Annotated in this window: 22 protein-coding genes, 1 tRNA gene, 1 pseudogene and 1 riboswitch; of the genes and pseudogenes, 17 read left to right on the top strand and 7 right to left on the bottom strand. The window is 70.8% G+C overall.

The window, feature by feature from the left end:
* Window positions 1-23: 23 nt before the first annotated feature.
* The 3 genes from ABZ016_RS11905 to ABZ016_RS11895 form a co-directional block, all read right to left on the bottom strand.
* Complete coding sequence (locus ABZ016_RS11905; RefSeq protein ID WP_356916582.1) at window positions 24-395, bottom strand: MerR family transcriptional regulator; 372 nt, start codon at window positions 393-395, stop codon at window positions 24-26.
* Between the two features lie 71 nt (window positions 396-466).
* Complete coding sequence (locus ABZ016_RS11900; protein WP_356916421.1) at window positions 467-1,228, bottom strand: SDR family oxidoreductase; 762 nt, start codon at window positions 1,226-1,228, stop codon at window positions 467-469.
* 143 nt (window positions 1,229-1,371) lie between these two features.
* Window positions 1,372-1,557: an antitoxin gene (locus ABZ016_RS11895; RefSeq protein WP_356916420.1), complete on the bottom strand. Its 186-nt coding sequence runs from the start codon at window positions 1,555-1,557 to the stop codon at window positions 1,372-1,374.
* Between the two features lie 162 nt (window positions 1,558-1,719).
* Here ABZ016_RS11895 and ABZ016_RS11890 point away from each other — a divergent pair, with 162 nt between their 5' ends.
* The 13 genes from ABZ016_RS11890 (at window position 1,720) to ABZ016_RS11830 (ending at window position 14,786) form a co-directional block, all read left to right on the top strand.
* Entirely contained in the window at window positions 1,720-2,496 is a 777-nt protein-coding gene (locus ABZ016_RS11890; RefSeq protein ID WP_356916419.1) for an HNH endonuclease family protein, read from the top strand.
* Window positions 2,497-2,569: 73 nt separating this feature from the next.
* On the top strand, window positions 2,570-3,313 hold the full coding sequence (locus tag ABZ016_RS11885; RefSeq protein ID WP_356916418.1) for an N-acetyltransferase: 744 nt from the start codon (window positions 2,570-2,572) through the stop codon (window positions 3,311-3,313).
* Window positions 3,314-3,499: 186 nt separating this feature from the next.
* Complete coding sequence (locus ABZ016_RS11880; protein ID WP_356916417.1) at window positions 3,500-4,129, top strand: hypothetical protein; 630 nt, start codon at window positions 3,500-3,502, stop codon at window positions 4,127-4,129.
* A 38-nt stretch (window positions 4,130-4,167) separates the two neighbouring features.
* Window positions 4,168-5,664: a protein kinase gene (locus ABZ016_RS11875; protein ID WP_356916581.1), complete on the top strand. Its 1,497-nt coding sequence runs from the start codon at window positions 4,168-4,170 to the stop codon at window positions 5,662-5,664.
* A gap of 142 nt (window positions 5,665-5,806) precedes the next feature.
* Entirely contained in the window at window positions 5,807-6,457 is a 651-nt protein-coding gene (locus ABZ016_RS11870; RefSeq protein WP_356916416.1) for a SurA N-terminal domain-containing protein, read from the top strand.
* A gap of 70 nt (window positions 6,458-6,527) precedes the next feature.
* The gene (locus tag ABZ016_RS11865; protein WP_356916415.1) at window positions 6,528-7,556 is read left to right on the top strand and encodes a nucleoside triphosphate pyrophosphohydrolase; all 1,029 of its coding nucleotides are present in this window, start codon (window positions 6,528-6,530) and stop codon (window positions 7,554-7,556) included.
* A gap of 52 nt (window positions 7,557-7,608) precedes the next feature.
* Window positions 7,609-8,904 carry a cytochrome P450 gene (locus ABZ016_RS11860; RefSeq protein WP_356916414.1) on the top strand — a complete coding sequence of 432 codons (1,296 nt, stop codon included), beginning with the start codon at window positions 7,609-7,611 and terminating at the stop codon, window positions 8,902-8,904.
* Window positions 8,905-9,026: 122 nt separating this feature from the next.
* Window positions 9,027-9,974, top strand: a complete 948-nt coding sequence (locus ABZ016_RS11855; RefSeq protein WP_356916413.1) for a transglycosylase family protein — start codon at window positions 9,027-9,029, stop codon at window positions 9,972-9,974.
* A 228-nt stretch (window positions 9,975-10,202) separates the two neighbouring features.
* Window positions 10,203-10,369: riboswitch (cyclic di-AMP (ydaO/yuaA leader) on the top strand.
* A 4-nt stretch (window positions 10,370-10,373) separates the two neighbouring features.
* Window positions 10,374-11,078 carry a transglycosylase family protein gene (locus ABZ016_RS11850; RefSeq protein WP_356916412.1) on the top strand — a complete coding sequence of 235 codons (705 nt, stop codon included), beginning with the start codon at window positions 10,374-10,376 and terminating at the stop codon, window positions 11,076-11,078.
* A gap of 293 nt (window positions 11,079-11,371) precedes the next feature.
* Window positions 11,372-12,661: a phosphopyruvate hydratase gene (gene eno, locus ABZ016_RS11845; RefSeq protein WP_356916580.1), complete on the top strand. Its 1,290-nt coding sequence runs from the start codon at window positions 11,372-11,374 to the stop codon at window positions 12,659-12,661.
* 125 nt (window positions 12,662-12,786) lie between these two features.
* Window positions 12,787-13,263 carry a septum formation initiator family protein gene (locus ABZ016_RS11840; protein ID WP_356916411.1) on the top strand — a complete coding sequence of 159 codons (477 nt, stop codon included), beginning with the start codon at window positions 12,787-12,789 and terminating at the stop codon, window positions 13,261-13,263.
* Between the two features lie 45 nt (window positions 13,264-13,308).
* The gene (locus ABZ016_RS11835) at window positions 13,309-13,848 is read left to right on the top strand and encodes a DUF501 domain-containing protein (protein WP_356916410.1); all 540 of its coding nucleotides are present in this window, start codon (window positions 13,309-13,311) and stop codon (window positions 13,846-13,848) included.
* Window positions 13,845-14,786: a Ppx/GppA phosphatase family protein gene (locus ABZ016_RS11830; protein ID WP_356916409.1), complete on the top strand. Its 942-nt coding sequence runs from the start codon at window positions 13,845-13,847 to the stop codon at window positions 14,784-14,786. Before ABZ016_RS11835 ends, ABZ016_RS11830 begins: the two co-directional genes overlap by 4 nt.
* A 33-nt stretch (window positions 14,787-14,819) precedes the next feature.
* Here the strand turns inward: ABZ016_RS11830 and ABZ016_RS11825 are convergent.
* Both ABZ016_RS11825 and ABZ016_RS11820 read right to left on the bottom strand, forming a co-directional pair.
* Window positions 14,820-14,951 (bottom strand): annotated as a pseudogene (locus ABZ016_RS11825) (type II toxin-antitoxin system RelE/ParE family toxin); the annotation flags it as partial.
* Entirely contained in the window at window positions 14,948-15,220 is a 273-nt protein-coding gene (locus ABZ016_RS11820) for a type II toxin-antitoxin system Phd/YefM family antitoxin (RefSeq protein ID WP_356916408.1), read from the bottom strand. The gene ABZ016_RS11820 and the pseudogene ABZ016_RS11825, both read right to left, overlap by 4 nt.
* 517 nt (window positions 15,221-15,737) lie before the next feature.
* On the opposite strand from ABZ016_RS11820, the gene ABZ016_RS11815 reads away from it, so the two are divergent.
* Together ABZ016_RS11815 and ABZ016_RS11810 are read left to right on the top strand one after the other, a co-directional pair.
* Window positions 15,738-17,150, top strand: coding sequence for an NAD(P)/FAD-dependent oxidoreductase (locus ABZ016_RS11815; RefSeq protein WP_356916407.1), 1,413 nt, complete (start codon window positions 15,738-15,740; stop codon window positions 17,148-17,150).
* A 209-nt stretch (window positions 17,151-17,359) separates the two neighbouring features.
* Window positions 17,360-18,652 carry a cyclopropane-fatty-acyl-phospholipid synthase family protein gene (locus tag ABZ016_RS11810; protein ID WP_356916406.1) on the top strand — a complete coding sequence of 431 codons (1,293 nt, stop codon included), beginning with the start codon at window positions 17,360-17,362 and terminating at the stop codon, window positions 18,650-18,652.
* A gap of 53 nt (window positions 18,653-18,705) precedes the next feature.
* Here the strand turns inward: ABZ016_RS11810 and ABZ016_RS11805 are convergent, their stop codons facing one another.
* Together ABZ016_RS11805 and ABZ016_RS11800 are read right to left on the bottom strand one after the other, a co-directional pair.
* Window positions 18,706-21,237: an FtsX-like permease family protein gene (locus tag ABZ016_RS11805; RefSeq protein ID WP_356916405.1), complete on the bottom strand. Its 2,532-nt coding sequence runs from the start codon at window positions 21,235-21,237 to the stop codon at window positions 18,706-18,708.
* Between the two features lie 39 nt (window positions 21,238-21,276).
* The gene (locus ABZ016_RS11800) at window positions 21,277-22,047 is read right to left on the bottom strand and encodes an ABC transporter ATP-binding protein (RefSeq protein WP_356916404.1); all 771 of its coding nucleotides are present in this window, start codon (window positions 22,045-22,047) and stop codon (window positions 21,277-21,279) included.
* Between the two features lie 429 nt (window positions 22,048-22,476).
* Between ABZ016_RS11800 and ABZ016_RS11795 the strand changes: the two genes are divergently transcribed.
* Window positions 22,477-22,560: transfer RNA gene (locus ABZ016_RS11795), tRNA-Leu, on the top strand.
* A gap of 142 nt (window positions 22,561-22,702) precedes the next feature.
* Complete coding sequence (locus tag ABZ016_RS11790; RefSeq protein ID WP_356916403.1) at window positions 22,703-23,881, top strand: 4-hydroxybenzoate 3-monooxygenase; 1,179 nt, start codon at window positions 22,703-22,705, stop codon at window positions 23,879-23,881.
* The last annotated feature ends 143 nt before the right edge of the window (window positions 23,882-24,024 follow it).

Raw genomic sequence — 24,024 nt, 5'->3', positions numbered from 1 at the left:
GCAGGCCCTGGGGCGAGGGGCCGTCAGGCCACCGGGCGTACGCGGGTGCCGGTGGCCTCGTGCAGAGCCGCCGCCAGCCGGTCGCGGACCGCGACCTGCGCGGCGATGCGCGCGTCCAGCACCGCGAGGCGCCCGGCGGCGACCCGGAGCGCCTCGTCGGAGGCGGGCCCTGCCGTGACGTCACCGTCCAGGCAGGGCAGGAACACCCGTACGTCGTCCAGCGTGAGGCCCACCTCCAGCAGCCGGCGGACGTTGCGGACGCGGACGGCCGTACCGGCGTCGTACAGGCGGTAGCCGTTCGCGGCGCGCACGGAGGTGATGAAACCCGCCTGCTCGTAGTGGCGCAGGGCGCGCGGCGTCGTGCCGGTCGCCTCGGCGAGTTCACCGATCCGCATGGTCCGCGCGGTCCGCGTGGTCCGCGTGGTCCGCGTGGTCCGCGTGAGAGGTTCTGCCATGAGCGTCAGTCTCATGTGACCACCGCGCCACCGTCCACCGGCAGGACCACGCCGGTGACGAACGAGGCCTGGGGAGAAGCCAGTCCGGTGATCGCCCAGGCGACCTCCTCGGGGCGTCCGACCCGGCCGAGGGGCGTGTGCCGGAGCTGCCACGCCCGGACGGCGGCCTGCTGCTCGGGAGTCCGGCCCGAGTGCTCGCCGATCGGTGTGTCGATCGCCCCCGGGGCCACCGCGGCGACCCGGATCCCCAGCGGGGCGAGCTCGACCGCCCAACTGCGGGTGAGCACTTCAAGGGCCGCCTTCCCGGCCGCGTAGAGGGAGTTGCCCGGCCAGCCGCGCTGCCCGACGGACGTCGTCACGTTCACGATCACGCCGCGGCTGTCCTCGAGAGCGGGGAGCGCGGCCTGGACGAGCAGCACGGGAGCGACGAGGTTCGTCGCGAGCAGGGGCTCGACGGCGGGGCGCGTGTAGGTGCGCAGGGACTGCGGGCTCACGATGCCGGCGTTGTTGACGAGGACGTCGATCCGGCCGTGCCGGTCGAGTGCCGTGCGGACGATGGCCTCGGGGCCGTCGGCCGCCGTGACGTCGGCGACGAGCGGGCTGATGCGGGACGGGTCGTGGGCGGCGGTCTCGGCGAGGGGCGCCTCGCGGCGGCCCACCGCGACGATGTGAGCGCCCTCGTCGGCGAACGCGCGGGCAGTGGCGCGGCCTATGCCGGTACCGGCACCGGTGACGAGCACGGTGCGCGGGGTCTTGTGGTGCGGAGCTGTCATACGGGGATCGTCGGACCCTGACGTCAGTGTCAAGGTCAAGAGCGCACCGCACGGGTCTCCCCGCGGCGCGGGAAGCCGCCCGCAGGAGCCGTGTCGCCGCGGACGGCCTCCGAAGCAGGAGGCGTTACTGCCCCTGGGAGGCCTTACTGCCCCTCGGGCCGGTCGCGGTCGCGGTCCATCCCGAGCGACCCCTCGACCCGCTGCTGCCCGGCGTCGATCTGGTCCTCGTACTTGCCGCCGGTCTTCTCGTTCATCCGCTTTTCCGCGGTGTCCGAGCCTTGCTTGGCCTTGTGCCTCCCCTGGCCCTTGAACTTGTCGAAGATACCCATGCAGAGCTCCTTCCAGAGGTCATTCACGACCGACGATACGCGCGGGATGCAAAGAATGCCCCTTTAGTACCGCTGTGGTCTGTACCTCTTCCTCGCTACGGTGGAGCCCAGGCACAGGCTGCCCCGTACCGGGCGGGACGGCGAGCAGGGGAGGGGCGCACGGTGGCGCGTCTGAGGGGCGGGGCGGTACTGGCTGTCGCGATGGTGTTCGCCGGTTCGGCACTGACCGGCTGCGAGGGCCTGGCCCCGCCCGACGGCGGCGGCGGACCCTCCGGCTCCGGCGTCCCGGCCGCCGGTGACGGACGAGCCGTGAGCCCGCTGGACAACCCGGACGGCACCAAGCCGGGCCTGGCGGCGATCACGTCCACCCGGGACAGGGCGCGAGCGCGGGCCGTGATCGAGAAGGTGGAGACGAAGGGGCGTGGCCCGAGGACGGGCTACGAGCGGGACGAGTTCGGCTACGCCTGGATGGACTCGGCGCCGGGCGACGTGCCCTTCGCGCGCAACGGGTGCGATACGCGCAACGACCTCCTGAAACGCGACGGTGAGGATCTCCGCTTCCGGTCGGGCTCCGACTGCGTCGTCGTGAAACTGACGTTGCACGACCCGTACACCGGGCAGGCCATCGAGTGGACCAAGTCCCGGGCGACGAAGGTCCAGATAGACCACGTCATGCCGCTGTCGTACGACTGGCAGATGGGCGCCTCGCGCTGGACGAAGGACAAGCGGGAGGCCATAGCGAACGACCCGCTCAACCTCGTCCCGGTGGACGGACCGACCAACGGTTCCAAGGGCGACTCCGGCCCCGCGTCCTGGCTGCCGCCCAGCAAGCGGATCCGCTGCTCCTACGCGGTGCGCTTCGCCCAGGTGTCCCTGAAGTACGACCTCCCCGTCACGGCGGCCGACAAGCGGATGATGCTGACGCAGTGCGGTGGCTGAAGCGGCGCCAGGTCCCGGCGGCTGCCGGGTAATTCGGTTCCGGGTCCGGGTGTCCGCTGCCTACCGTGGCCGTATGCAGCACAAGATATCGAGTCTCGCCGACCGCCCGGACATGCTGGAGCGCGTCGTCGCCATGGCGGACAGCTGGCCCGAGTTCGTGATCCAGGACCTCGTGGGCGCCGCGCACTTCCCGCGGATCGCCGCCGAACTCCCGGAGTACGTCCTGTTCGCCGAGGACGAGCGGGGCGAGGTCGTCGCGAACGCCTACAGCGTGCCGTTCGCCCTGGACGCCGAGGGCCGTGGCCGGCTGCCCGCGAACGGCTGGGACAAGATCCTCGTGTGGGCCTTCTCGGACCTGCGTCGCGGGATCCGCCCCGACACGGTCAGCGCGATCTCGGTGTCCATCGCCCCGCACGCCCAGGGCCGCGGCCTGTCCGGGCTGATGCTGTCGGCCATGCGCGACAACGCCCGGGCCCGTGGCTTCCGCGAGGTCGTCGCCCCGGTCCGCCCCAACGCCAAGCACCTGGAACCGCACACCCCGATGGAGGAGTACGCCCACCGCGTACGCCCCGACGGCCTGCCCCAGGACCCCTGGCTGAGGGTCCACGCCCGGGCCGGAGCCACCATCGACTCCGTGGCACCGGCGTCCATGACGGTGTCCGCCTCGCTGGACGACTGGCGCCGCTGGACGGGGCTGCCCTTCGACACCTCGGGTGACATCGAGGTGCCCGGCGCTCTGGTGCCGGTGCGCTGCGAGGCGGAGCGCGGGTACGCGGTGTACGTCGAGCCCAACGTGTGGATGCGGCACCCGCTGTAGACGCCGGTGAGGGGCCTCGTGAGGGGCCTCTTCTCCCCGCTCCTGGCTCGCGAAGTGATCAGCACGACAACGGTTCGGTACAACCCGTGACCAGTTGTCCGTGTCGGGCTATACGCTCGGATTCCCCACCGTGCTCTGTCACTCGCACGTCCCCTTCCCATCGGCTACACCGGTCCAGGAGCAGTCATGTACGGCCAAGGCGCGGCGCCGCCCTCCCGCAGCGCGGCAACGGTCATCTCCCTGCGCGTGCTGTTCGCCGCAGCCGGCGTGCTCACCTGCGGCTTCCTGGCCTGCGTACCGCTGTTCCGGGTGGCCTTCCTGCGCGGACGGGCCCTCGACTGGGCGGCGGCCTGGGTGAGCCTGCCCGCGTCCATCGCCTGCTTCGCGGTGATCGGCGTCCTGCCGGAGAGCGACTACCGGACCGACATCGCGCTGGCCCTGATCCTGCTGCTGGGCGTGGGCGCGGCCGTGTGGTTCCTGATCGTGGACATCGGCCACCACGGCGCCCGGCCCCGGCAGTTCGCCGGCTACGCGCCGCCCCACGCGCCGACCGTCCCCACCCAGCAGTCCCAGCCCCCGTACGGCTATCCGCACCCCGCGTCGCCCTACACCCCGGCCTCCACGCCCATCCCGCAGGCGCCGCCGCAGCCCCCGTCGCACCAGACGCCGCAGCACCCCATACCCCCGTCCCCGCAGCGCCCCGCGCCCGCCCGCATCGACCAGGTACGTGCCGAACTCGACGAGCTCAGCGACTATCTGCGCCGGCAGGACGGCCGCGCGGACGGCACCCCGGGTGATGCCGAGGGCGGCAGGTGAGCGCGGCGGCAGGACGTGTCGTCGCCGGCCGCTACGAGCTGTCCACGCTGCTCGGGCAGGGCGGCATGGGGCAGGTCTGGGCGGCGTACGACCAGCGGCTGGACCGGCGTGTGGCGGTGAAGCTGCTGCGCCCAGACAAGGTGGCCGGACAGGACGCGGAGGAACTGCGCCGGCGTTTCGTGCGTGAGTGCCGGGTGACCGCGCAGGTCGACCACCCCGGCCTGGTCACGGTGCACGACGCGGGCAGTGAGGGCGAGGAACTGTTCCTCGTCATGCAGTACATCGACGGCGCCGACCTCTCCGGTCATCTCGCCGAGCGCACTCCGTACCCCTGGCAGTGGGCGGTCGCGGTCGCGGCGCAACTGTGCGCTGTGCTGAGCGCCGTGCACGCCGTGCCGATCGTCCACCGCGATCTCAAGCCGCGCAACGTGATGGTGAAGCAGGACGGCACGGTCACCGTCCTCGACCTCGGTATCGCCTCCGTCATGGACACGGACACCACGCGCCTCACCCACACCGGCACCCCGATCGGCTCGCCCGCCTACATGGCGCCGGAGCAGGCGATGGGCGGTGCGGTCGGCCCGTACACCGACCTGTACGCGCTCGGCGTGGTCCTGCACGAACTGCTCAGCGGCGACGTGCCGTTCTCCGGCTCCACGGCGCTCGGCGTCCTGCACCGGCACCTGTACGAGCCGCCGCTGCCGGTACGCCGCATCCGCCCCGAGGTCCCGGAGGCACTGGAGACCCTCGTCCTGCGCCTGCTCGCCAAGGACCCGCAGCACCGGCCCGCCTCCGCGCAGGAGGTGTACGAACACCTGGAGCCGCTGCTGCCCGCGCGCGGCACCCCCACCGGAGCGGCCCTCGATCCCACCCGCCCGTTCCTGCGCCCGCACGCCCCCTGGCCCGACCGTGCGCGCACCCCCGCGCCCCAGCCCGCGCCCGCCACACCCGTCACCGAGACAGCGGGGAACACGGACATCGCCCGCTCCGTCGACGAGGTCAAACGGCTCCTCGGCGAGGGCCGCATCACCCAGGCCGTCGACATCCTCGGCGCGATCCTGCCCGCCGCGGCCGACCAGCACGGGGAGCACTCCCCGGTCGTGCGCACCCTGCGCAAGCAGTACGCGGCCACGCTCCTGGACGACGGCCAGTACCGGCGCGCCCTGCCCGAGCTGCGCCGCCTCGCCGACGAACGCGCGGCCGAGGCCGGCCAGGCCGACCCGCAGGCCCTGCGGTTCCGCTACGAGGTCGCCCAGTGCCTCGAACAGCTGGGCGAACCGGCCGCGGCGCTCGCCGAGTACCGGGCGGTGCTGCCGTACTACGAGAACCAGTACGTCGCCGCCGGCGGACCCGAGCTCGCCCACGACGTCCGCCGCCGGATCGGGCATCTCCTGCTCGCCCTCGGCGACCGCGCCGCCGCCCACGACACCCTGGCCCGGCTGCTGCACGACGTGGAGCGCACCCACGGCCCCGGGCACCCGCTGGGCGGGGAGATCCGCCGGACGCTGCAGTGGCTGGGGCAGGTCCGCGGCTGACCGCTGTCCCGGCAGGGGCGCGGCGGTGCCGGAAGTCCCGGTGAATCGTTGGTCGAATGGGTTGGCCAGAGCCTGCCCACTGCCTACCATCGATCATCGCAAGACTTTGTGCACCGTCGCACAATCTCCTCGGGAGGTTCCCTTGCACCGCCGCCGCCGTCGCACCGCGCTCGTCCTCACCGCCGCGATCGCCGCCGCGGCGCCCTTGCTCACCGCCTGCGGAAACGAGGCCCATCCCGGCGCCGCGGCCGTGGTCGGCGGTCAGCGGATCACCGTCGCGCAGCTGGACGAGAGGGTCGGCGAGGTACGCGCGGCCCAGCGCGCGGCCGTGCAGAACGAGGCCCAGTACCAGCAGGCCATCGCCAGAACCGGCACCCTCACCCGCGACACCCTGCACACCATGGTCCTCGACCGGGTGCTGCACCGCGCCGCCGAGAACGCCGGTGTGACGGTCACCCGCAAGGAGATCCAGGAGATGCGCTCCGGCCTGGAGGAGCAGGCGGGCGGCGCGAAGGCGCTGGAGACGACCTGGCTCCAGCAGTACGGCATCCCGCCGGAGCGCCTCGAGGAGAACCTCCGCCTCCAGCTGGAGGCCCAGAAGCTCGCTCAGAAACTCGGCACCGACACGAGCCGGCCCGAGTTCTGGAAAGCCCTGTCCGAGGCCTCCGAGGACCTGAACGTCGACCTCAACCCGCGCTACGGCACCTGGGACGTCCAGAAGAGCAGCCGCGCCGACGCCAAGACACCGTGGGTCCGGGACGTGACGGCGGCCCAGACGCAGCAGAACATGTAGCGGTACGTCCGCCCGCGGGGGCCTGTGGACAACTTCCGGCGCTGTCGGCGGCGTGGGTTAGTTTCGAACCGTGAACGCCAACAGCCCCGAAGCCACCCCGGGCCCCGCCGGGGCCACCGGCCGTGACCAGGCCACCGACCCCGCCCCCGGTCGCATCGTCCTGCTCACCACCAGCCACCGCGTCGCCCCCGGCCTGCTGTCCTGGCCCGCCTGGCAGGCCCTGCACGCGGCCGACCGGGTGCTGTGCGCGGACGGCGCGCACCCGCAGCTGCCCTACCTGCGCGAGGCCGGCATATCGGTGGACGAGGCGTCCCCGACCGCCGAGGAACTGGTCGGCGCCTGCGCCGGCGGCCGCACGGTGGTCGTGGTGGCGACGGGCGAGGGCGAGCCGGCCCTGACGGACGGCCTGGCCCGCCTCGCCGGCGGCGGACGCGTCGCCATGCCGGAGCTGGAGCTGCTCCCCGCCTCCTACGACCTGCCGGGCGCCCGTCTCCTCGACCTCGTCCAGGTCATGGACCGCATCCGCGCCGAGTGCCCGTGGTCGTCCCGGCAGACCCACGAGGGCCTGGCCAAGTACGGCATCGAGGAGGCGTACGAACTCGTCGAGGCGATCGAGGAGGGCGACCGTGACGAACTGCGCGAGGAGCTCGGTGACGTCCTCCTCCAGGTCGTCTTCCACGCCCGGATCGCCGAGGAGGGCCGCCCGGAGGACGGGGCGGAGGCCTTCTCCATCGACGACGTGGCCGCCGGCATCGTCGCCAAGCTGATCCACCGCCACCCGCATGTCTTCGGCGACGCGACGGCCACCACGCCCGAGGAGGTCAAGGAGCACTGGCTGCGCACCAAGGCGGTCGAGAAGCAGCGCGCCTCGATCACCGAGGGCATCCCCCTGGGCCAGCCCGGCCTGGCCCTCGCCGCCAAGCTGGCGTCCCGCGCCCGCACCGCGGGCCTGGACATACCCCTCCCGCCCGTCGAGGGCGTCGGCTACGAGCTGCTGGCCCTGGCGGTCCGCGCGGAGTCGGAGGGCGTGGACCCGGAGGCGGCCCTGAGGGCGGCGGCCCGGGCGTACCGGGACGCGATCAGGGAGGCCGAGGGCTGAGCAGGCCCCCGGGCGGGCAGGGGGCCCGCGGTGAGCCGGATACGGTCGAGGAGTGACCGACCAGCCCCAGCCCAGCCCGCCCGCCGCTCCCGACCTCTTCACCTGGGAGTTCGCGAGCGACCCCTACCCCGCCTACGCCTGGCTGCGCGAGCACAGCCCCGTCCACAGGACGCGGCTTCCCAGCGGTGTGGAGGCCTGGCTGGTCACGCGGTACGCCGACGCCAAGCAGACCCTCGCCGACAACCGTCTCTCCAAGAACCCGGCGCATCACGCCGAGCCCGCGCATGCCAAGGGCAAGACCGGTATCCCCGGCGAGCGCAAGGCCGAGCTGATGACGCATCTGCTGAACATCGACCCGCCGGACCACACCCGGCTGCGGCGGCTGGTGTCCAAGGCGTTCACACCCCGCCGTGTCGCCGAGTTCGCGCCACGGGTGCAGGAGCTCACCGACCGTCTCATCGACGGGTTCGCGGAGAAGGGGTCCGCCGACCTCATCCACGAGTTCGCCTTCCCGCTCCCCATCTACGCCATCTGCGACCTGCTCGGCGTCCCGCGCGAGGACCAGGACGACTTCCGGGACTGGGCGGGCATGATGATCCGTCACCAGGGCGGGCCCCGGGGCGGGGTGGCGCGGTCCGTGAAGAAGATGCGCGGCTACCTCGCCGATCTGATCCACCGCAAGCGGGAGGCGCTGCCCGCCGAACCCGCCCCGGGCGAGGACCTCATCTCCGGGCTCATCCGCGCCTCCGACCACGGTGAGCACCTCACCGAGAACGAGGCCGCGGCCATGGCCTTCATCCTGCTGTTCGCCGGTTTCGAGACAACCGTGAACCTCATCGGCAACGGCACCTACGCCCTGCTCACCCACCCCGGGCAGCGCGAGCGGCTCCAGCGGTCCCTGGCCGCCCACGACACCGCGCTCCTCGAGACCGGCGTCGAGGAACTCCTGCGCTACGACGGTCCCGTCGAGCTCGCCACCTGGCGTTTCGCCACCGAGCCGCTCACCATCGGCGGGCAGCGGATCGCACCCGGCGACCCGGTCCTCGTGGTCCTGGCCGCCGCCGACCGGGACCCGGAGCGGTTCGCGGACCCGGATGTGCTCGACCTCTCCCGCCGCGACAACCAGCACCTCGGTTACGGTCACGGCATCCACTACTGCCTGGGCGCCCCGCTCGCCCGCCTGGAGGGCCAGACGGCGCTCGCCACCCTCCTCACCCGCCTGCCCGACCTGCGGCTCGCGGCGGACCCGGCCGAGCTGAGATGGCGTGGCGGACTCATCATGCGCGGGCTGCGCACGCTGCCGGTGGAGTTCGCACCGGCCAAGAGTGACGAAACATCAGAGCTGTGATCTTCACGTGATCTGCGCGGCATGAACTTGTGACAAGTGATCGTCTGCCGATACGTTCACCCATCAATACGGCTCGGGGGTTGCCTCGTGCCGGTCACTGCTGTCTCGCGAAAGGTCTCCGTATGCTCTCCGGGAACGGTCGGCACCGTCGCCCCCGCCAGGCTCCGGCTCTCCTCGTCGCGGCCGGAGTGACCGGCTCCGCCATCGCGATCCCGCTCCTCGGGGCCTCCGGTGCCAGTGCGGCCGACGGCACGACCTGGGACCGGGTCGCGGACTGTGAGACCGGCGGCGCCTGGAGCCAGAACAGCGGCAACGGCTACTACGGCGGCCTCGCGCTCTCCCAGGACGACTGGGAGAAGTACGGCGGACTCGACTACGCCGCGAGCGCCGATCTGGCCAGCCGCTCCCAGCAGATAGCCGTGGCCGAGAAGATCCTCGCCGACCAGGGTGTCGGCGCCTGGCGCACCTGCGGACTGCTCTCGGGTCTGGAGCAGGGCAAGGGGTCGGACTCCTCGGGCTCCTCCGACGCGTCCGGTTCCACGGACTCGCCCGGTTTGCTCGATTCGCTCGGCTCGTCTCCTTCCGAAAGCCCCTCCTCTTCTCCGTCGTCGTCGCCTGACACGCCGTCGGCCTCGAAGGGTGAAGACTCCACGTCCGACGACAGAGACTCGTCGAAGGATCGGCAGCCCGACGCCTCCCCCTCGGCCACCTCCGAGAGCGACAAGTCCGACGACGCGCAGCGGGACGACGAGTCCTCGGCGCTGACCGACACCGGCTCCGGCCGGCACCGCGGCCCCAGTGCCGACGAGACCGGCGCGTCCGGGGACAGCCGTACGGACGAGTCCACGGGCCGTCACGCCTCGCGCGGCGACGGGGACTCCCGTGACGCCTCCGAAGGCTCCTACATCGTGGGTGTCGGCGACAGCCTCTGGTCCATCGCCGACTCCCTTGACCTCAGCGGCGGATGGCACGAGCTCTACGACGGCAACAAGAAGGCCGTCGGTGCCGACCCGAACCTCATCCGTCCCGGTGAGAAGCTCGCGGTGGAGGGCGAAGCGGACGAGAAGTAGCCGTTCGGACACTGCGGAAACCGGGGCGGAAGTCGCCCCGAAACCGCGCGAGTTCACGTCCTGTTTCGCGGTGAATGTCCCGTTTGAGGCCCGTGAGAGATAGATCTCAGAAGCCTTGATCGTCTTTGAAATTCGGCGGATCGCGTGTCTACCGTCGTGATCGCTCGTCACCACGAGCCCCGGCTGCCGCAACGCCGAATCCTGCCAGCGGCCGTACGGGAACAGTCGTCGCGTCAAGCGCCGTAGGCAGGAGCGGGGGACCCAAGGTAGGTGCCCGACCGGCCACTTGTGCCGGAAGGGCTAGGGGTGAAGCCGTGTCCCGGGAGGGACGCGGCCGGGCAACTCAACCGGCCCGAACCCGACAGCTCACCTCGCAGGCGTCGGTGAGGGGATCTCTCCATGCTGTTTTCCAGCAATGGCAAGCACCGCCGTCCGTCCAAGGCCAGCCGTGCCATCGCCGTCGCCGGTGTCACCGGCGCCGCCGTCGCCGCCCCGCTGATGGCGACCGGCACCGCCTCCGCCGCCACCACCTCCGAGTGGGACACCGTCGCCCAGTGCGAGTCCGGCGGCAACTGGTCCATCAACACCGGCAACGGCTACTACGGCGGTCTGCAGTTCTCGGCCTCCACCTGGTCCGCGTACGGCGGCACCCAGTACGCCTCGACCGCCGACAAGGCCAGCAAGGACCAGCAGATCCAGGTCGCCGAGAAGGTCCTGGCGAGCCAGGGCAAGGGCGCCTGGCCGGTGTGCGGCAAGGGCCTGTCGGGCGCCTCCACCGGCAGCGGCTCCTCCGGTGACTCCGCCGACTCCGGCAGCTCCTCGCAGCAGAGCCAGCAGCAGAGCACCGAGTCCCGCGAGACCCAGCAGCAGCCGGCCTCCCGCTCCGACGAGCGTCCGGCCGCCAAGAAGACCGTCACCACCCCGACCGGCAAGAAGGTCAAGAAGGGCGACGGCGAGTACAAGGTCGTCAAGGGCGACACCCTCAGCTCCATCGCCACGGAGAAGAAGGTCGAGGGCGGCTGGGAGAAGCTCTTCCAGCTGAACGAGGACATCGTCACGGACGCCAACCTCATCTACCCGGGCCAGCAGCTGCACCTGAAGTAAGCAGCGGCCCCCGCCCGTCCCGGGCGGCCCCCGTCCCCACGGGCTCCCCGCCCCGGTGCGTCTCCCCCCGTACGCACCGGGGCGGGGTTTCTTCTGCCGGGTTTCTTCCGGCGGTCTTTGCGCACCGGCTTTGTTCCGTTCGGAAACAATTTACTCTCGGTTCTGTCCATGGGGTGGGCGACCCGGTGGCCGATCGGCCCGAGCCGGTTAGGCTCATGTCGCGAGCCACCGGCCCGCACCTCGCAGGGCCCGAGCGGCCCGCGTACCCGCGTCACATCAAGAAGGAGATGCTCGTGCCGTCCATCGACGTCGTCGTAGCCCGGGAAATCCTGGACTCCCGAGGCAACCCCACGGTCGAGGTCGAGGTCGGCCTCGACGACGGCAGCACCGGTCGTGCCGCCGTCCCGTCCGGCGCCTCCACGGGCGCCTTCGAGGCCATCGAGCTCCGCGACGGCGACTCGAACCGCTACCTCGGCAAGGGTGTGGAGAAGGCCGTTCTCGCGGTCATCGAGCAGATCGGCCCGGAGCTCGTCGGTTACGACGCCACCGAGCAGCGCCTGATCGACCAGGCGATGTTCGACCTGGACGCCACCGACAACAAGGGCTCCCTCGGCGCCAACGCCATCCTCGGCGTCTCCCTCGCCGTCGCCCACGCCGCCTCCGAGGCCAGCGACCTGCCGCTGTTCCGCTACCTGGGCGGCCCGAACGCGCACCTGCTGCCGGTGCCGATGATGAACATCCTGAACGGCGGCTCGCACGCCGACTCCAACGTGGACATCCAGGAGTTCATGATCGCCCCGATCGGCGCGGAGTCCTTCTCCGAGGCCCTGCGCTGGGGCGCCGAGGTCTACCACACGCTGAAGAAGGTCCTGAAGAGCAAGGGCCTGGCCACCGGCCTCGGCGACGAGGGCGGCTTCGCCCCGAACCTCGGCTCCAACCGCGAGGCCCTCGACCTCATCCTCGAGGCGATCAAGGAAGCCGGCTACACCCCCGGCGAGCAGATCGCCCTCGCCCTCGACGTCGCCGCGTCCGAGTTCTACAAGGACGGCGTCTACACCTTCGAAGGCAAGGACCGCTCGGCGGCCGAGATGACCGAGTACTACGCGGAGCTCGTCGACGCGTACCCGCTGGTCTCCATCGAGGACCCGCTGTTCGAGGACGACTGGGAGGGCTGGAAGACCATCACCGACAAGCTCGGTGACAAGGTCCAGCTCGTCGGCGACGACCTGTTCGTCACCAACCCCGAGCGCCTCGCCCGCGGCATCGAGGAGGGCGCGGCCAACGCGCTCCTGGTCAAGGTCAACCAGATCGGTTCGCTCACCGAGACCCTGGACGCCGTCGAGCTGGCCCAGCGCAACGGCTTCAAGTGCATGATGTCCCACCGCTCCGGCGAGACCGAGGACGTCACCATCGCCGACCTGGCCGTCGCCACCAACTGCGGCCAGATCAAGACCGGCGCCCCGGCCCGCTCCGAGCGCGTCGCCAAGTACAACCAGCTGCTGCGCATCGAGGAGATCCTCGACGACGCGGCGGTGTACGCCGGCCGCAGCGCGTTCCCCCGGTTTCGCTCTGCGAACTATTAAGCACAGCAAGGGCTGACCCTTACGGGGTCAAGCCTGAGCCAGTCGTACGTACGTCCCCGTACTCGGTCCCGTACCGTGTGCGGGGACGTACGCGCATCGGACGGTGGAGCGGGAGGCGGGGAGACATGGCCGTGAAGGACCGGGACCGGTTCTCCACCGCGACCAGGATCCGGCTGCTCGGCGAGCAGACCGCTGCCCGGGTCTACCGGTCCCAGACCCGGCGCCAGGCCCGCCGCTCCCGGCTGACCGGCCGGGCCGCGCTGCTCGCCCTGGTGATGTGCTCGCTGATCGTGGCGCTCGCCTACCCGATGCGCGAGTACGTCTCGCAGGGCGCCGAGATCGACGACCTCCAGAAGGAACAGCAGCAGGCCCGGCAACGTGTCGAACGGCTGCGCGACCAGAAGGCGCGCTGGCAGGACGACGCGTACGCCGAGCAGCAGATCCGGCAGCGGTTGCACTACGTCATGCCGGGGGAGACGGGATTCATCGTCGTCGACCCGCACGCGGCGAAGCAGTCGCGCAACGACCTCGGGGCGGCCGACCGCCCCTGGTACTCCAACGTCTGGGACGGCGTCGACAAGTCCGACGCCTCCGGTCAGTGACCTGACCCCCAGCGGCGATCAGAGAAAGACAGCCTGAACACAGTCATGGAAACGCCCCCGCCGACCACCCCGCGCACCGAGCCCACCGACGCGGACGTCGAGGCCTTCAAGCAGCAGCTCGGCCGGCCCCCGCGCGGTCTGCGCGCGATCGCGCACCGGTGCCCGTGCGGGCAGCCGGACGTCGTCGAGACGGCACCGCGGCTGCCGGACGGCACGCCGTTCCCCACGCTGTACTACCTGACGTGCCCGCGCGCCGCCTCGGCGATCGGCACGCTGGAGGCGAACGGCGTGATGAAGGAGATGACCGAGCGGCTCGCCTCGGACCCGGAGCTGGCGGCGGCCTACCGGGCGGCGCACGAGGACTACATCAGGCGGCGCGACGAGATCGAGGAGCTGAAGAACTTCCCGAGCGCGGGCGGCATGCCGGACCGGGTGAAGTGCCTGCACGTGCTCGTGGGCCACTCGCTGGCCGCCGGGCCCGGCGTGAACCCGCTCGGGGACGAGGCGATCGCGATGCTGCCGGAGTGGTGGCGCAAGGGCCCGTGCGTGACGGGCGCGACGACCGCCGAGGAGGCCGCCCAGTGACCCGTGTCGCCGCCGTGGACTGCGGTACGAACTCCATCCGCCTGCTGGTCGCGGACGCGGACCCGGCCACCGGTGAGCTGGTCGACCTGGACCGCAGGATGACGATCGTGCGGCTCGGGCAGGGCGTCGACCGCACCGGCCGGCTCGCCCCCGAGGCGCTGCAGCGGACCTTCGCGGCGTGCCGCGAGTACGCCGGGATCATCAAGGAGCACGGGGCGGAGCGGCTGCGGTTCGTGGCGACCTCCGCCTCCCGGGACGCCGAGAACCGGGACGAGTTCGTGAGCGGTGTGCTGGACATCCTGGGCGTCGAGCCCGAGGTGATCTCCGGGGACCAGGAGGCCGAGTTCTCCTTCACCGGCGCCACCAAGGAGCTCACCGGGCACGACCACCTCGCGAAGCCCTACCTCGTCGTGGACATCGGCGGCGGCTCCACCGAGTTCGTGGTCGGCGACGACGGGGTGCGCGCGGCGCGCTCGGTGGACGTCGGCTGCGTCCGCATGACCGAGCGGCACCTGGTCCGGGACGGCGTGGTGAGCGACCCGCCCTCGCCGGAGCAGATCGCGGCGATGCGGGCCGACATCGAGGCGGCCCTCGACCTCGCCGAGGAGACGGTCCCGCTGCGCGAGGCCCGCACGCTGGTCGGCCTGGCCGGTTCCGTGACGACCGTGTCGGCGATCGTCCAGGAACTGCCCGAGTACGACTCGGCGGCCATCCACCACTCCCGGGTCTCCCGCGAGAGGGTCCGCGAGATCACCGAGTGGCTGCTGCGCTCCACGCACGCCGAGCGCGCGGCCGTGCCCTCCATGCACCCGGGCCGGGTCGACGTGATCGGCGCGGGGGCCCTCGTGCTCCTGTCGATCATGGAGCGGATCGGCGCGGAGGAGGTCGTGGTGAGCGAGCACGACATCCTCGACGGCATCGGCTGGTCCTTGGCCTGACCGCCTACGGGTTGCGGTGGACGCCCCGCCGGTGACGTCGGCGTCTTCGCGGTACGGGTCCTCGCCGAGCGCGGTCAGTGCGGCCAGGATGCGCATGGCGTCGGGCCGGCTGAGGGCCCGCAGCTGCCGCTGAGCCGCCGTGGTGAACCTGAAGGCGTACCTCACGCCGTCTCGCCGTCCCGCTCGGTGAACAGGTCCGCCAGCAGCTCCGCCATCGTCACGGTGGCGCCGCCCTCGGCCAGGACCGCTGCGGCTTCGCGCGCCAGCATGACATCGGCGGCCTCCTCCAGGGCTTCGAAGTCCGCGATCGGGACTACGGCGGCCACCGGAGCGCCGTTGCGCGTGATGACGGTCGGAACGCCTTCTTCGGACCGGTTGATGTGGTCGGCGAGGCGCGCGCGTGCTTCCCGTACGGTCACGGTGTTCTCAGTCATGAGGTCAGTGTCCGCATCTGCGTGTACTCCACCCTGCGGATCGGCGAATCGCGTGCGTGAGCGGACCTCGACGGCATCGGCCGACCGTCGGCCCGACCTGCTTCTGAGCAGGCATGGATCACGTTTGAGCGCCTCCGGAGGGCTTGATCGGGTGCCTCGGCGACGGCTCGTCGGAAAAGTTCGTGAAGTTCTTCACAAGGAATTCGGCCCTCCAGAGCGACAACAAGGGTCCGGTTGACCCATCTGGGGGCCCAACCGGCCCTTGAACACGTTCAGAAGCGTGATATGGGGGCGCTTCGGGCAGGGTCCGGAACCCGGTTCCGATGGCGCCTCACGGAGGCCTCTTCGGGTCAGAGAGGCAGCTCACGCGGCATTGACAACGGCTCAGGACGCACAAAGGATCCCGGTTGTCACCATGACATGGATCACGCGAGTCGCGGAGGATAACACGCCCCCTGTCGGAGCTTGTGAAGGGGCGCACGAGGTACCCCCCTGAGGCGGGTGGATACTCGATGGCATGAGCACCACGGAGCGTCCCAGGATCCTCGTAGTAGGCGGTGGGTACGTAGGCCTGTACGCAGCTCGGCGCATCCTCAAGAAGATGCGTTACGGCGAGGCGACCGTCACGGTCGTCGACCCCCGGTCGTACATGACCTACCAGCCCTTCCTCCCGGAAGCCGCCGCCGGCAACATCTCCCCGCGTCACGTCGTCGTCCCGCTGCGACGCGTGCTGCCCAAGGCGGAGGTTCTCACCGGCCGGGTCACCACCATCGACCAGGACCGCAAGGTCGCCACCGTCGCCCCGCTGGTCGGCGAGGCGTACGAGCTGCCCTTCGACTACCTCGTCGTCGCGCTCGGCGCGGTCTCCCGCACCTTCCCGATCCCCGGCCTCGCCGAGCAGGGCATCGGCATGAAGGGCGTCGAGGAGGCCATCGGCCTGCGCAACCACGTCCTCGAGCAGCTCGACAAGGCCGACTCCACGACCGACGAGGAGATCCGCCGCAAGGCCCTCACGTTCGTCTTCGTGGGTGGCGGTTTCGCCGGCGCGGAGACCATCGGCGAGGTCGAGGACATGGCCCGCGACGCCGCGAAGTACTACAAGAACGTGTCCCGTGAGGACATGCGCTTCATCCTCGTCGACGCCGCCGACAAGATCCTCCCCGAGGTGGGTCCCAAGCTCGGCAAGTACGGCAAGGAGCACCTCGAGGGCCGCGGTGTCGAGGTCTACCTGTCCACCTCCATGGACTCCTGCGTCGACGGCCACGTGGTGCTGAAGAACGGCCTCGAGGTCGACTCCAACACGATCGTCTGGACCGCCGGCGTCAAGCCCAACCCGGTCCTGTCCCGCTACGGCCTGCCCCTCGGGCCCCGCGGCCACGTCGACTGCGCGACGACGCTCCAGGTCCAGGGCACCGACTACATCTGGGCCGCGGGCGACAACGCCCAGGTGCCGGACCTGGTCGGCCGCAAGGCGGGCAACGAGAACGCCTGGTGCCCGCCGAACGCGCAGCACGCGCTGCGCCAGGCCCGCGTCCTCGGCGACAACGTCCTGTCAGGCATGCGGGGCTTCCCGCAGAAGGACTACTCGCACGCCAACAAGGGCGCGGTGGCCGGCCTCGGCCTCCACAAGGGCGTCGCGATGATCGTCATGGGCAAGATGAAGATCAAGCTCAAGGGCCGTCTCGCCTGGTACATGCACCGTGGCTACCACGGGCTGGCGATGCCGACCTGGAACCGCAAGATCCGCGTCTTCGCCGACTGGACGCTCGGCATGTTCCTCAAGCGCGAGGTCGTCTCCCTCGGCGCGATGGAGACCCCGCGCGAGGAGTTCTACGAGGCCGCCAAGCCGGCCCCGGTGGCCGCCCCGCCGAAGGAGAAGGCCGAGCAGAAGACCGAGCAGAAGACCGAGGAGAAGGCCAAGGCCTCCTGACGCCCGGTTCCGCACCGTCCTGACCGAAGGACCTCCCGCCATCCGTGGTGCGGGAGGTCCTTCGGCGTGTGCGCCGGCCGTGGCACACCGGCGCGGCCGAAGTAGCGGTTTTGCCCAGACATGACGCGCGCCGGGGACTGCGGCAGGGCCCCGCGGGTGTTTACGTGGTGTCGGACATTCCGGGATTGCTCGTCACGGAGGTGTACACCATGGCAGACGCCGCGCCGCGGCTGCAGGGCCTCTTCACACAGTTGCTGGGAGTTCCGCTCCCGGTGCGCATCCGCGCCTGGGACGGTTCGCAGGCGGGCCCGCCGGGTGCGCCGACCCTGGTCGTACGCAACCGTCGCGCCCTGCGCCGCCTGCTGTGGAAGCCCGGCGAACTCGGCCTGGCCCGCGCCTGGGTGGCGGGCGACCTCGACATCGAGGGCGATCTGTACGCCGCCCTCGACCTGATGGCCGGTCTCGTCTGGGAGCGCGGCGAGGACGCCCGCACCCTCGCCCAGGCCCTGCGCGACCCCGAGGCGCGCTCCGCCGTACGCGGCCTCGTCAAGCTCGCCGGGAGCCCGCTGCCGCCCGCCCCGCCTCCCGAGGAGGTCCGCAGCCCTCGCCGCCACCTGCACACCAAGCACAGCGACCGGCGCGCGATCAGCCACCACTACGACGTCGGCAACGACTTCTACGAGATCGTCCTCGGCCCGTCCATGGTGTACTCCTGCGCCTACTGGCCCACCCCGGACAGCACCCTCGAACAGGCCCAGCACGACAAGCTCGAACTGGTCTGCCGCAAGCTCGGCCTGAGGCCCGGTCAGCGGCTCCTCGACGTCGGCTGCGGCTGGGGCTCGATGGCCATCCACGCCGCCCGCGAGCACGGGGTGCGAGTCGTCGGCGTCACGCTCTCCCAGGAGCAGGCCGCCTACGCCCGCAAGCGCGTCGCCGACGAGGGCCTCACCGACAAGGTCGAGATCCGCGTCCAGGACTACCGCGACGTCCGCGACGGGCCGCACGACGCCATCTCCTCCATCGGCATGGCCGAACACGTCGGCGCCGAGCGGTACCTGGACTACGCCACCGATCTGCACGCCCTGCTGGCGCCCGGCGGGCGGCTGCTCAACCACCAGATCGCCCGCCGCCCGCAGCGGGACGAGACGGCGTACAGCGTCGACGCGTTCATCGACTCCTACGTCTTCCCCGACGGCGAACTCCAGCCCGTCGGCAGCACCGTCACCCAGTTGGAGCGGGCCGGCTTCGAGGTGCGGGACGTCGAGTCGATCCGCGAGCACTACGCCCTCACCCTGCGCCGGTGGGTGGCCCGCCTGGAGGCCGACTGGGCGCGAGCCGTGCGGCTCACCAGCCCCGGCCGTGCCCGCGTCTGGCGCCTCTACATGGCCGCCTCCGCGCTCGCCTTCGAACGCAACCGCATCGGCGTCAACCAGGTCCTGGCCGTACGGACCCCCGAATCGGGTGCGTCGGGCATGCCGCTGCGCGCCCGCACCTGGAACTGAGAACGGCGAAGGGCCCCTCTCCCACCGGTGGAAGAGGGGCCCTCGCGTGTCCGCTACTCCGCCTTGATGGCTTCCAGCATGTTCAGCCGGGCCGCCCGCCGGGCCGGCCACAGTGCCGCGAGGACACCCACCGTCGCGGCCAGCAGCAGGAAGAGGCCCATCCGCGCCCAGGGCAGGACCAGTTCGTACGTCGCCATCTTCGTGGCCAGCAGCTCACCGGCCGCCCAGCCGAAGAACACGCCCAGGCCGATGCCCAGCACCGCGCCGAACAGGGAGATCACCAGGGACTCCAGACGGACCATCCGCTTGATGCCCTTGCGGTCCAGGCCGATCGCCCGCAGCATGCCGATCTCCTGGGAGCGTTCGAAGACCGACATGGCCAGGGTGTTGATGACGCCGAGGACGGCCACGATCACCGCCATGGCGAGCAGTCCGTAGACCATGTTCAGCATCAGCGTGAACATCTGCGCGATCTCGTTGGAGATGTCCTGCTTGTCCTGGACCTTGATGGCCGGGTTGGTGCCGAGGGCCTTCTCCAGCTTGTCCTGGGTCGCACCGGACACGCCGTCGGCGGTCTTCACCAGGACCCTCATGTTGTACGGGTCCGACGCGTGCGGGACGAGGGTCTTCTGGTCGATCAGGATGCCGCTCAGGAACTCGTTGCCCTCGTAGGTCCCGGCGACCGTCAGCTTCTGCTTCTCGCCGTCCTCGAAGGAGGCGGTGAAGGCGGAGCCGGCCTTCCAGCCGTTGGACTTGGCGGTCTCGCTGTCCACGACGATCCGGCCGCCGCCGACCTCGAAGGAACCGGAGTCGAGCTTCGGGTCGGCCAACTCGCCGATCGCGGCGCCGTTGACGCCGGTGAGGTACTCGGACCGGCCGTCGATCCGGGACTCGGCGTTGACCATCGGGCTGGTGGCGCTGACGCCCTCGGCCTGCTCCAGCTTCTTCTCGACGTCCGGCGACAGCGGGTTGCCGTTCGCCATGGACACCACGTAGTCGGACTTGACCGACGACGACGCCATCTTCTCGATGGCCTGCTGGAGGCTGCCCGCCATCACCGTCATGCCGGTGATCAGGGTCAGGCCGATCATCAGCGCGGAGGCGGTGGCGGCCGTACGGCGCGGGTTGCGCACCGAGTTCTGCCGCGCGAGCTTGCCGGAGACCCCGAAGACGCGCAGCACCGGCGCGGCGGCAGCGATGAGCGGGCGGGACAGCAGCGGGGTCAGGATGAACACGCCGACGATGAGCAGCACCGCGCCGAGGCCCATGGGCATCTGGCCGTCCGAGCCGTCCATCGTCGAGGCCGCCAGGACCACCGCGATGCCCGCGGCCGAGACCAGGGCGCCCAGCGTGTTGCGCAGCACCAGCGACTTGGTCGTGGCCTTGGCGTGCACGCTGTTCATGGCCGCCACCGGCGGGATCTTCGCGGCCCGGCGGCCCGGCAGCCACGCCGCCAGCATGGTCACCAGGATGCCGACCGCGAGCGCGGCGACGATCGTGGTGGGCTTGATGACCAGCGGCCCGTCGGGCACGGTCCCGCCCCCGAACGAGCCCATCAGCGAGCGCAGTCCGGCCCCGATGCCGATGCCCGCGACGAGCCCGGCCACGGCGGCGATCGCGCCGACCACGAAGGCCTCCAGGAGCACCGACCGGGTCACCTGCCGGCGGGAGGCGCCGACCGCCCGCATCAGCGCCAGTTCCTTGGTGCGCTGGGCCACCAGCATGGTGAAGGTGTTGGCGATGATGAACGTGCCGACGAACAGGGCGATGCCGGCGAAGACCAGCAGGGCCGTCTGCATGCCGCTCATCGACCGGGAGATCGACTCCGCCTGGTCGTCGGCGAGCTGCTTGCCGGTGGTGGTCGAGACGGTGCCCTCGGGCAGGGCCTTGTCCAGTTCGGTCTTCAGCGCGGTCTGGGAGACGCCCGGCTTCGCCTTGACGTCGATCTGGTCGTACACGCCCGGCTTGCCCAGCAGCTTCTGGGCGGTCGCCGTGTCGAACAGGGTGAGGCTGCCGCCGGCCGCGACATTGCCGTCGTCGGTGGTGAAGATGCCGGTGACCTTCGGGGTCAGGACCGGGCCGTCGACGGACATCCGCACGGTGTCGCCGACCTCGTAGCCGGCGCGCTTCGCCGTCTCGGAGTCGATGAGGATCTCGCCCGGGCCCTTGGGCGCGTGGCCGCTGACCAGCGGGTAGCGGGGGTCCTCGGCGCCCCAGTAGTTGCCGCCCTGCGACTGGAAGCCCTGGCCGATCAGCTTGCCGTCCTTGTCGGCGATGGCGGTGAAGCCCTGCACGACGCCGATGGCGGACTCGGCCCCGGGCACCCGCTCGCTCTTGTCGAGCACGGCCCGGGTCAGGTCGTGGAGCTTGCCGACCTTGTCGCCCTCGGCCTCCTGGTAGTCCGCGGTCATGGCGACGTCGACCTGGTCGAAGCCCTTGGCGGAGCTCTTCTGGAAGGCGTCGGAGATGGTGTTGGTGAAGACCAGGGTCCCCGACACGAAGGCCACGCCGAGCATCACGGCGAGGACGGTCATCAGGAGCCGGGCCTTGTGCGCGAGCACGTTGCGCAAGGCGGTTCGGAACATGGGTTCTTTCTTCTCAGTCCTGTCGGTCCTGACGGGGGATCAGCTGGTGCGGCCCTTGGCGTCGAAGGCCTTCATACGGTCCAGGACCGTCTCCGCCGTCGGGCGGTACAGCTCGTCGACGATCCGGCCGTCCGCGAGGAAGACGACCCGGTCCGCGTAGGCCGCGGCGACCGGGTCGTGCGTCACCATCACCACCGTCTGGCCCAGCTCACGGACGGAGTTGCGCAGGAAGCCCAGCACCTCGGCGCCGGAGCGCGAGTCGAGGTTTCCGGTGGGCTCGTCGCCGAAGATGATCTCGGGCTTGGAGGCCAGCGCCCGCGCCACGGCCACGCGCTGCTGCTGACCGCCCGACAGCTGCGAGGGCCGGTGCCCCAGCCGGTCCGCCAGACCGACCATCTTGATGACGGAGTCAAGCCACTGCTTGTCCGGCTTACGGCCCGCGATGTCCATCGGGAGGGTGATGTTCTCCAGGGCCGTCAGGGTCGGCAGCAGGTTGAACGCCTGGAAGATGAAACCGATCTTGTCCCGGCGGAGCTTGGTCAGGTGCTTGTCCTTCAGCGAACCGAGCTCGGTGTCGCCGATGCGCACCGAGCCGGAGGAGAAGGTGTCCAGGCCGGCCACGCAGTGCATCAGGGTGGACTTGCCCGAGCCGGACGGGCCCATGATCGCGGTGAACTCGGCCTGCCGGAAGTCGACGGAGACCCGGTCCAGGGCGACCACCTGGGTCTCACCCTGCCCGTAGATCTTGGACAGATCCGTGGCGCGCGCGGCCACGGTGGTGGCCCGGTCGGCGAGGGATGCGGTGGTCACGGATGACTCTCCTGTCGGGACGACGGTGTTCGGGACGGATGTGAATCCATCGTCCGGGTCCCACGGCGCCGTGTAGTCACCCGTTGTTCCGGTTCCGAAGGGCGACTTCGGTCTGACCGCGAGAGGCGGCGTCATACCTGGGGATGACGGGCGTCCCTGAGGGAGCCCGATGTCGGGAGCCCGGGCGGACAGGTGTCGAGGACAGGTGTCAAGAACAGGTGGAGTGCCCTCGTTCAGACGGTGAAATTCCGTCATTCCGCATACATGGCCGAGCGCCGCACGCAACGCTATTGGCAAGTGCGGATGGCGTGTTCCAGGTGCTGATGCACCCTCAGACGTCAATAAAATAAGACAACATCGGCCCACCCTTCCGCTGTTCGAGGGACCCGTCCCGATAGTCTCGGAACCTCGATGCGGAGCCCATGGCCTGCCCGGATGGTGGAATGCAGACACGGCGAGCTTAAACCTCGCTGCCCCTTCGCGGGCGTGCCGGTTCAAGTCCGGCTCCGGGCACCTTCCGACCCCTGCATGGTTCATTGAAGAGTTCACGGCATGCCCGTTGACAGCGGGCCCATGCCGTCGGAAACTCACATCCGAAAGTAGTGAAATATTTTTCACTACACGAACAAACGAACCGTGAGAGAAGAGGTGTCCGATGCGCGCCACCGTCGGCATCATCGGAGCGGGCCCGGCCGGTCTCCTCCTCGCCCGGCTGCTCCACAACGCCGGCATCGACTCGGTCGTCCTGGAGAGCCGCGACCGCACCTATGTCGAACGGCGGCAGCGGGCCGGGATCCTGGAGCAGGGGACCGTGGACGTGCTGCGCGCGGCCGGTGCCGGTGCGCGCATGGACCGTGAGGGGCTGCGCCACGACGGCATCGAACTCCGCTTCGACCGCAGGCGCCACCGCGTCGACTTCCCCGCCCTCACCGGCGGCCGGTCCGTGATGGTCTACGCCCAGACCGAGGTCTGCAAGGACCTCATCGCCCTCCAGTTGCGGGACGGCGGCCCGCTGCTGTTCGAGGCGGAGGCGCTGGCCGTCGAGGGCGCGGACACGGACGCCCCGCGCGTCCGCTTCCGGCACCAGGGCCGGGAGGACGTCCTGGAGTGCGCGTACGTCGTCGGCTGTGACGGCTTCTGGGGCGTGGCCCGCAAGGCCGTCCCCGCCGAACTGGTCCGGGTCTTCGAACGGACGTACCCCTTCGGCTGGCTCGGCATCCTCGCCGACGTGCCGCCCTCGCACGACGAGCTGGTCTACGCCCGCCACGACCGCGGCTTCGCCCTGCTCTCCATGCGGTCCTCCTCCGTCTCCCGCCTCTACCTCCAGGTGCCCGACGGCACGGACGCCGGGGACTGGGGCGACGAGGAGATCTGGGACGAGCTGGAGCGCCGTTTCGAGACGGACGACGACTGGCGCCTGGAGCGGGGCCCGATCACCCAGAAGTCGGTGACGCCCATGCGCTCCTACGTCCACGAGCCCATGCGCCACGGCCGCCTCTTCCTCGCCGGTGACGCGGCCCACATCGTCCCGCCGACCGGAGCCAAGGGGCTGAACCTCGCCGTCGGTGACGTCGTGACGTTCGCCCGGGCCCTGACCCACCGGCAGGAGACCGGCTCGCCGGACCTGCTCCACGCCTACTCGGAGACGTGCCTGCGCAGGATCTGGCAGGCCGAGCGGTTCTCCTACGACATGACCACCCTCCTGCACCGGGCCCCGGACGCGACCGGCTTCGAGGACCGGCTCCAGCTCGCCCGGCTGGAGCGCATCGCCTCCTCGCGGGCGGCCGAGACCGACCTGGCCGAGGCGTACACGGGCTTCCCGTTCGGCGGGTGAGGGACGGCCCCCCTCCAGTGAGGGGAATCACGAGGCGGCGTAGCGTGTTGCGCGACACGACGAGGGAAAGATCCTCCCCAAGCACTAGGGTCAATCCTTTGCCTACCTATTACTCTTGAGCCAAGGCCACGCACGGTGGCCAT

This window comes from Streptomyces sp. NPDC006372, assembly GCF_040612515.1.
Taxonomy (GTDB): Bacteria; Actinomycetota; Actinomycetes; order Streptomycetales; family Streptomycetaceae; genus Streptomyces.
This window is presented reverse-complemented; position numbering and strand designations above follow the sequence as displayed.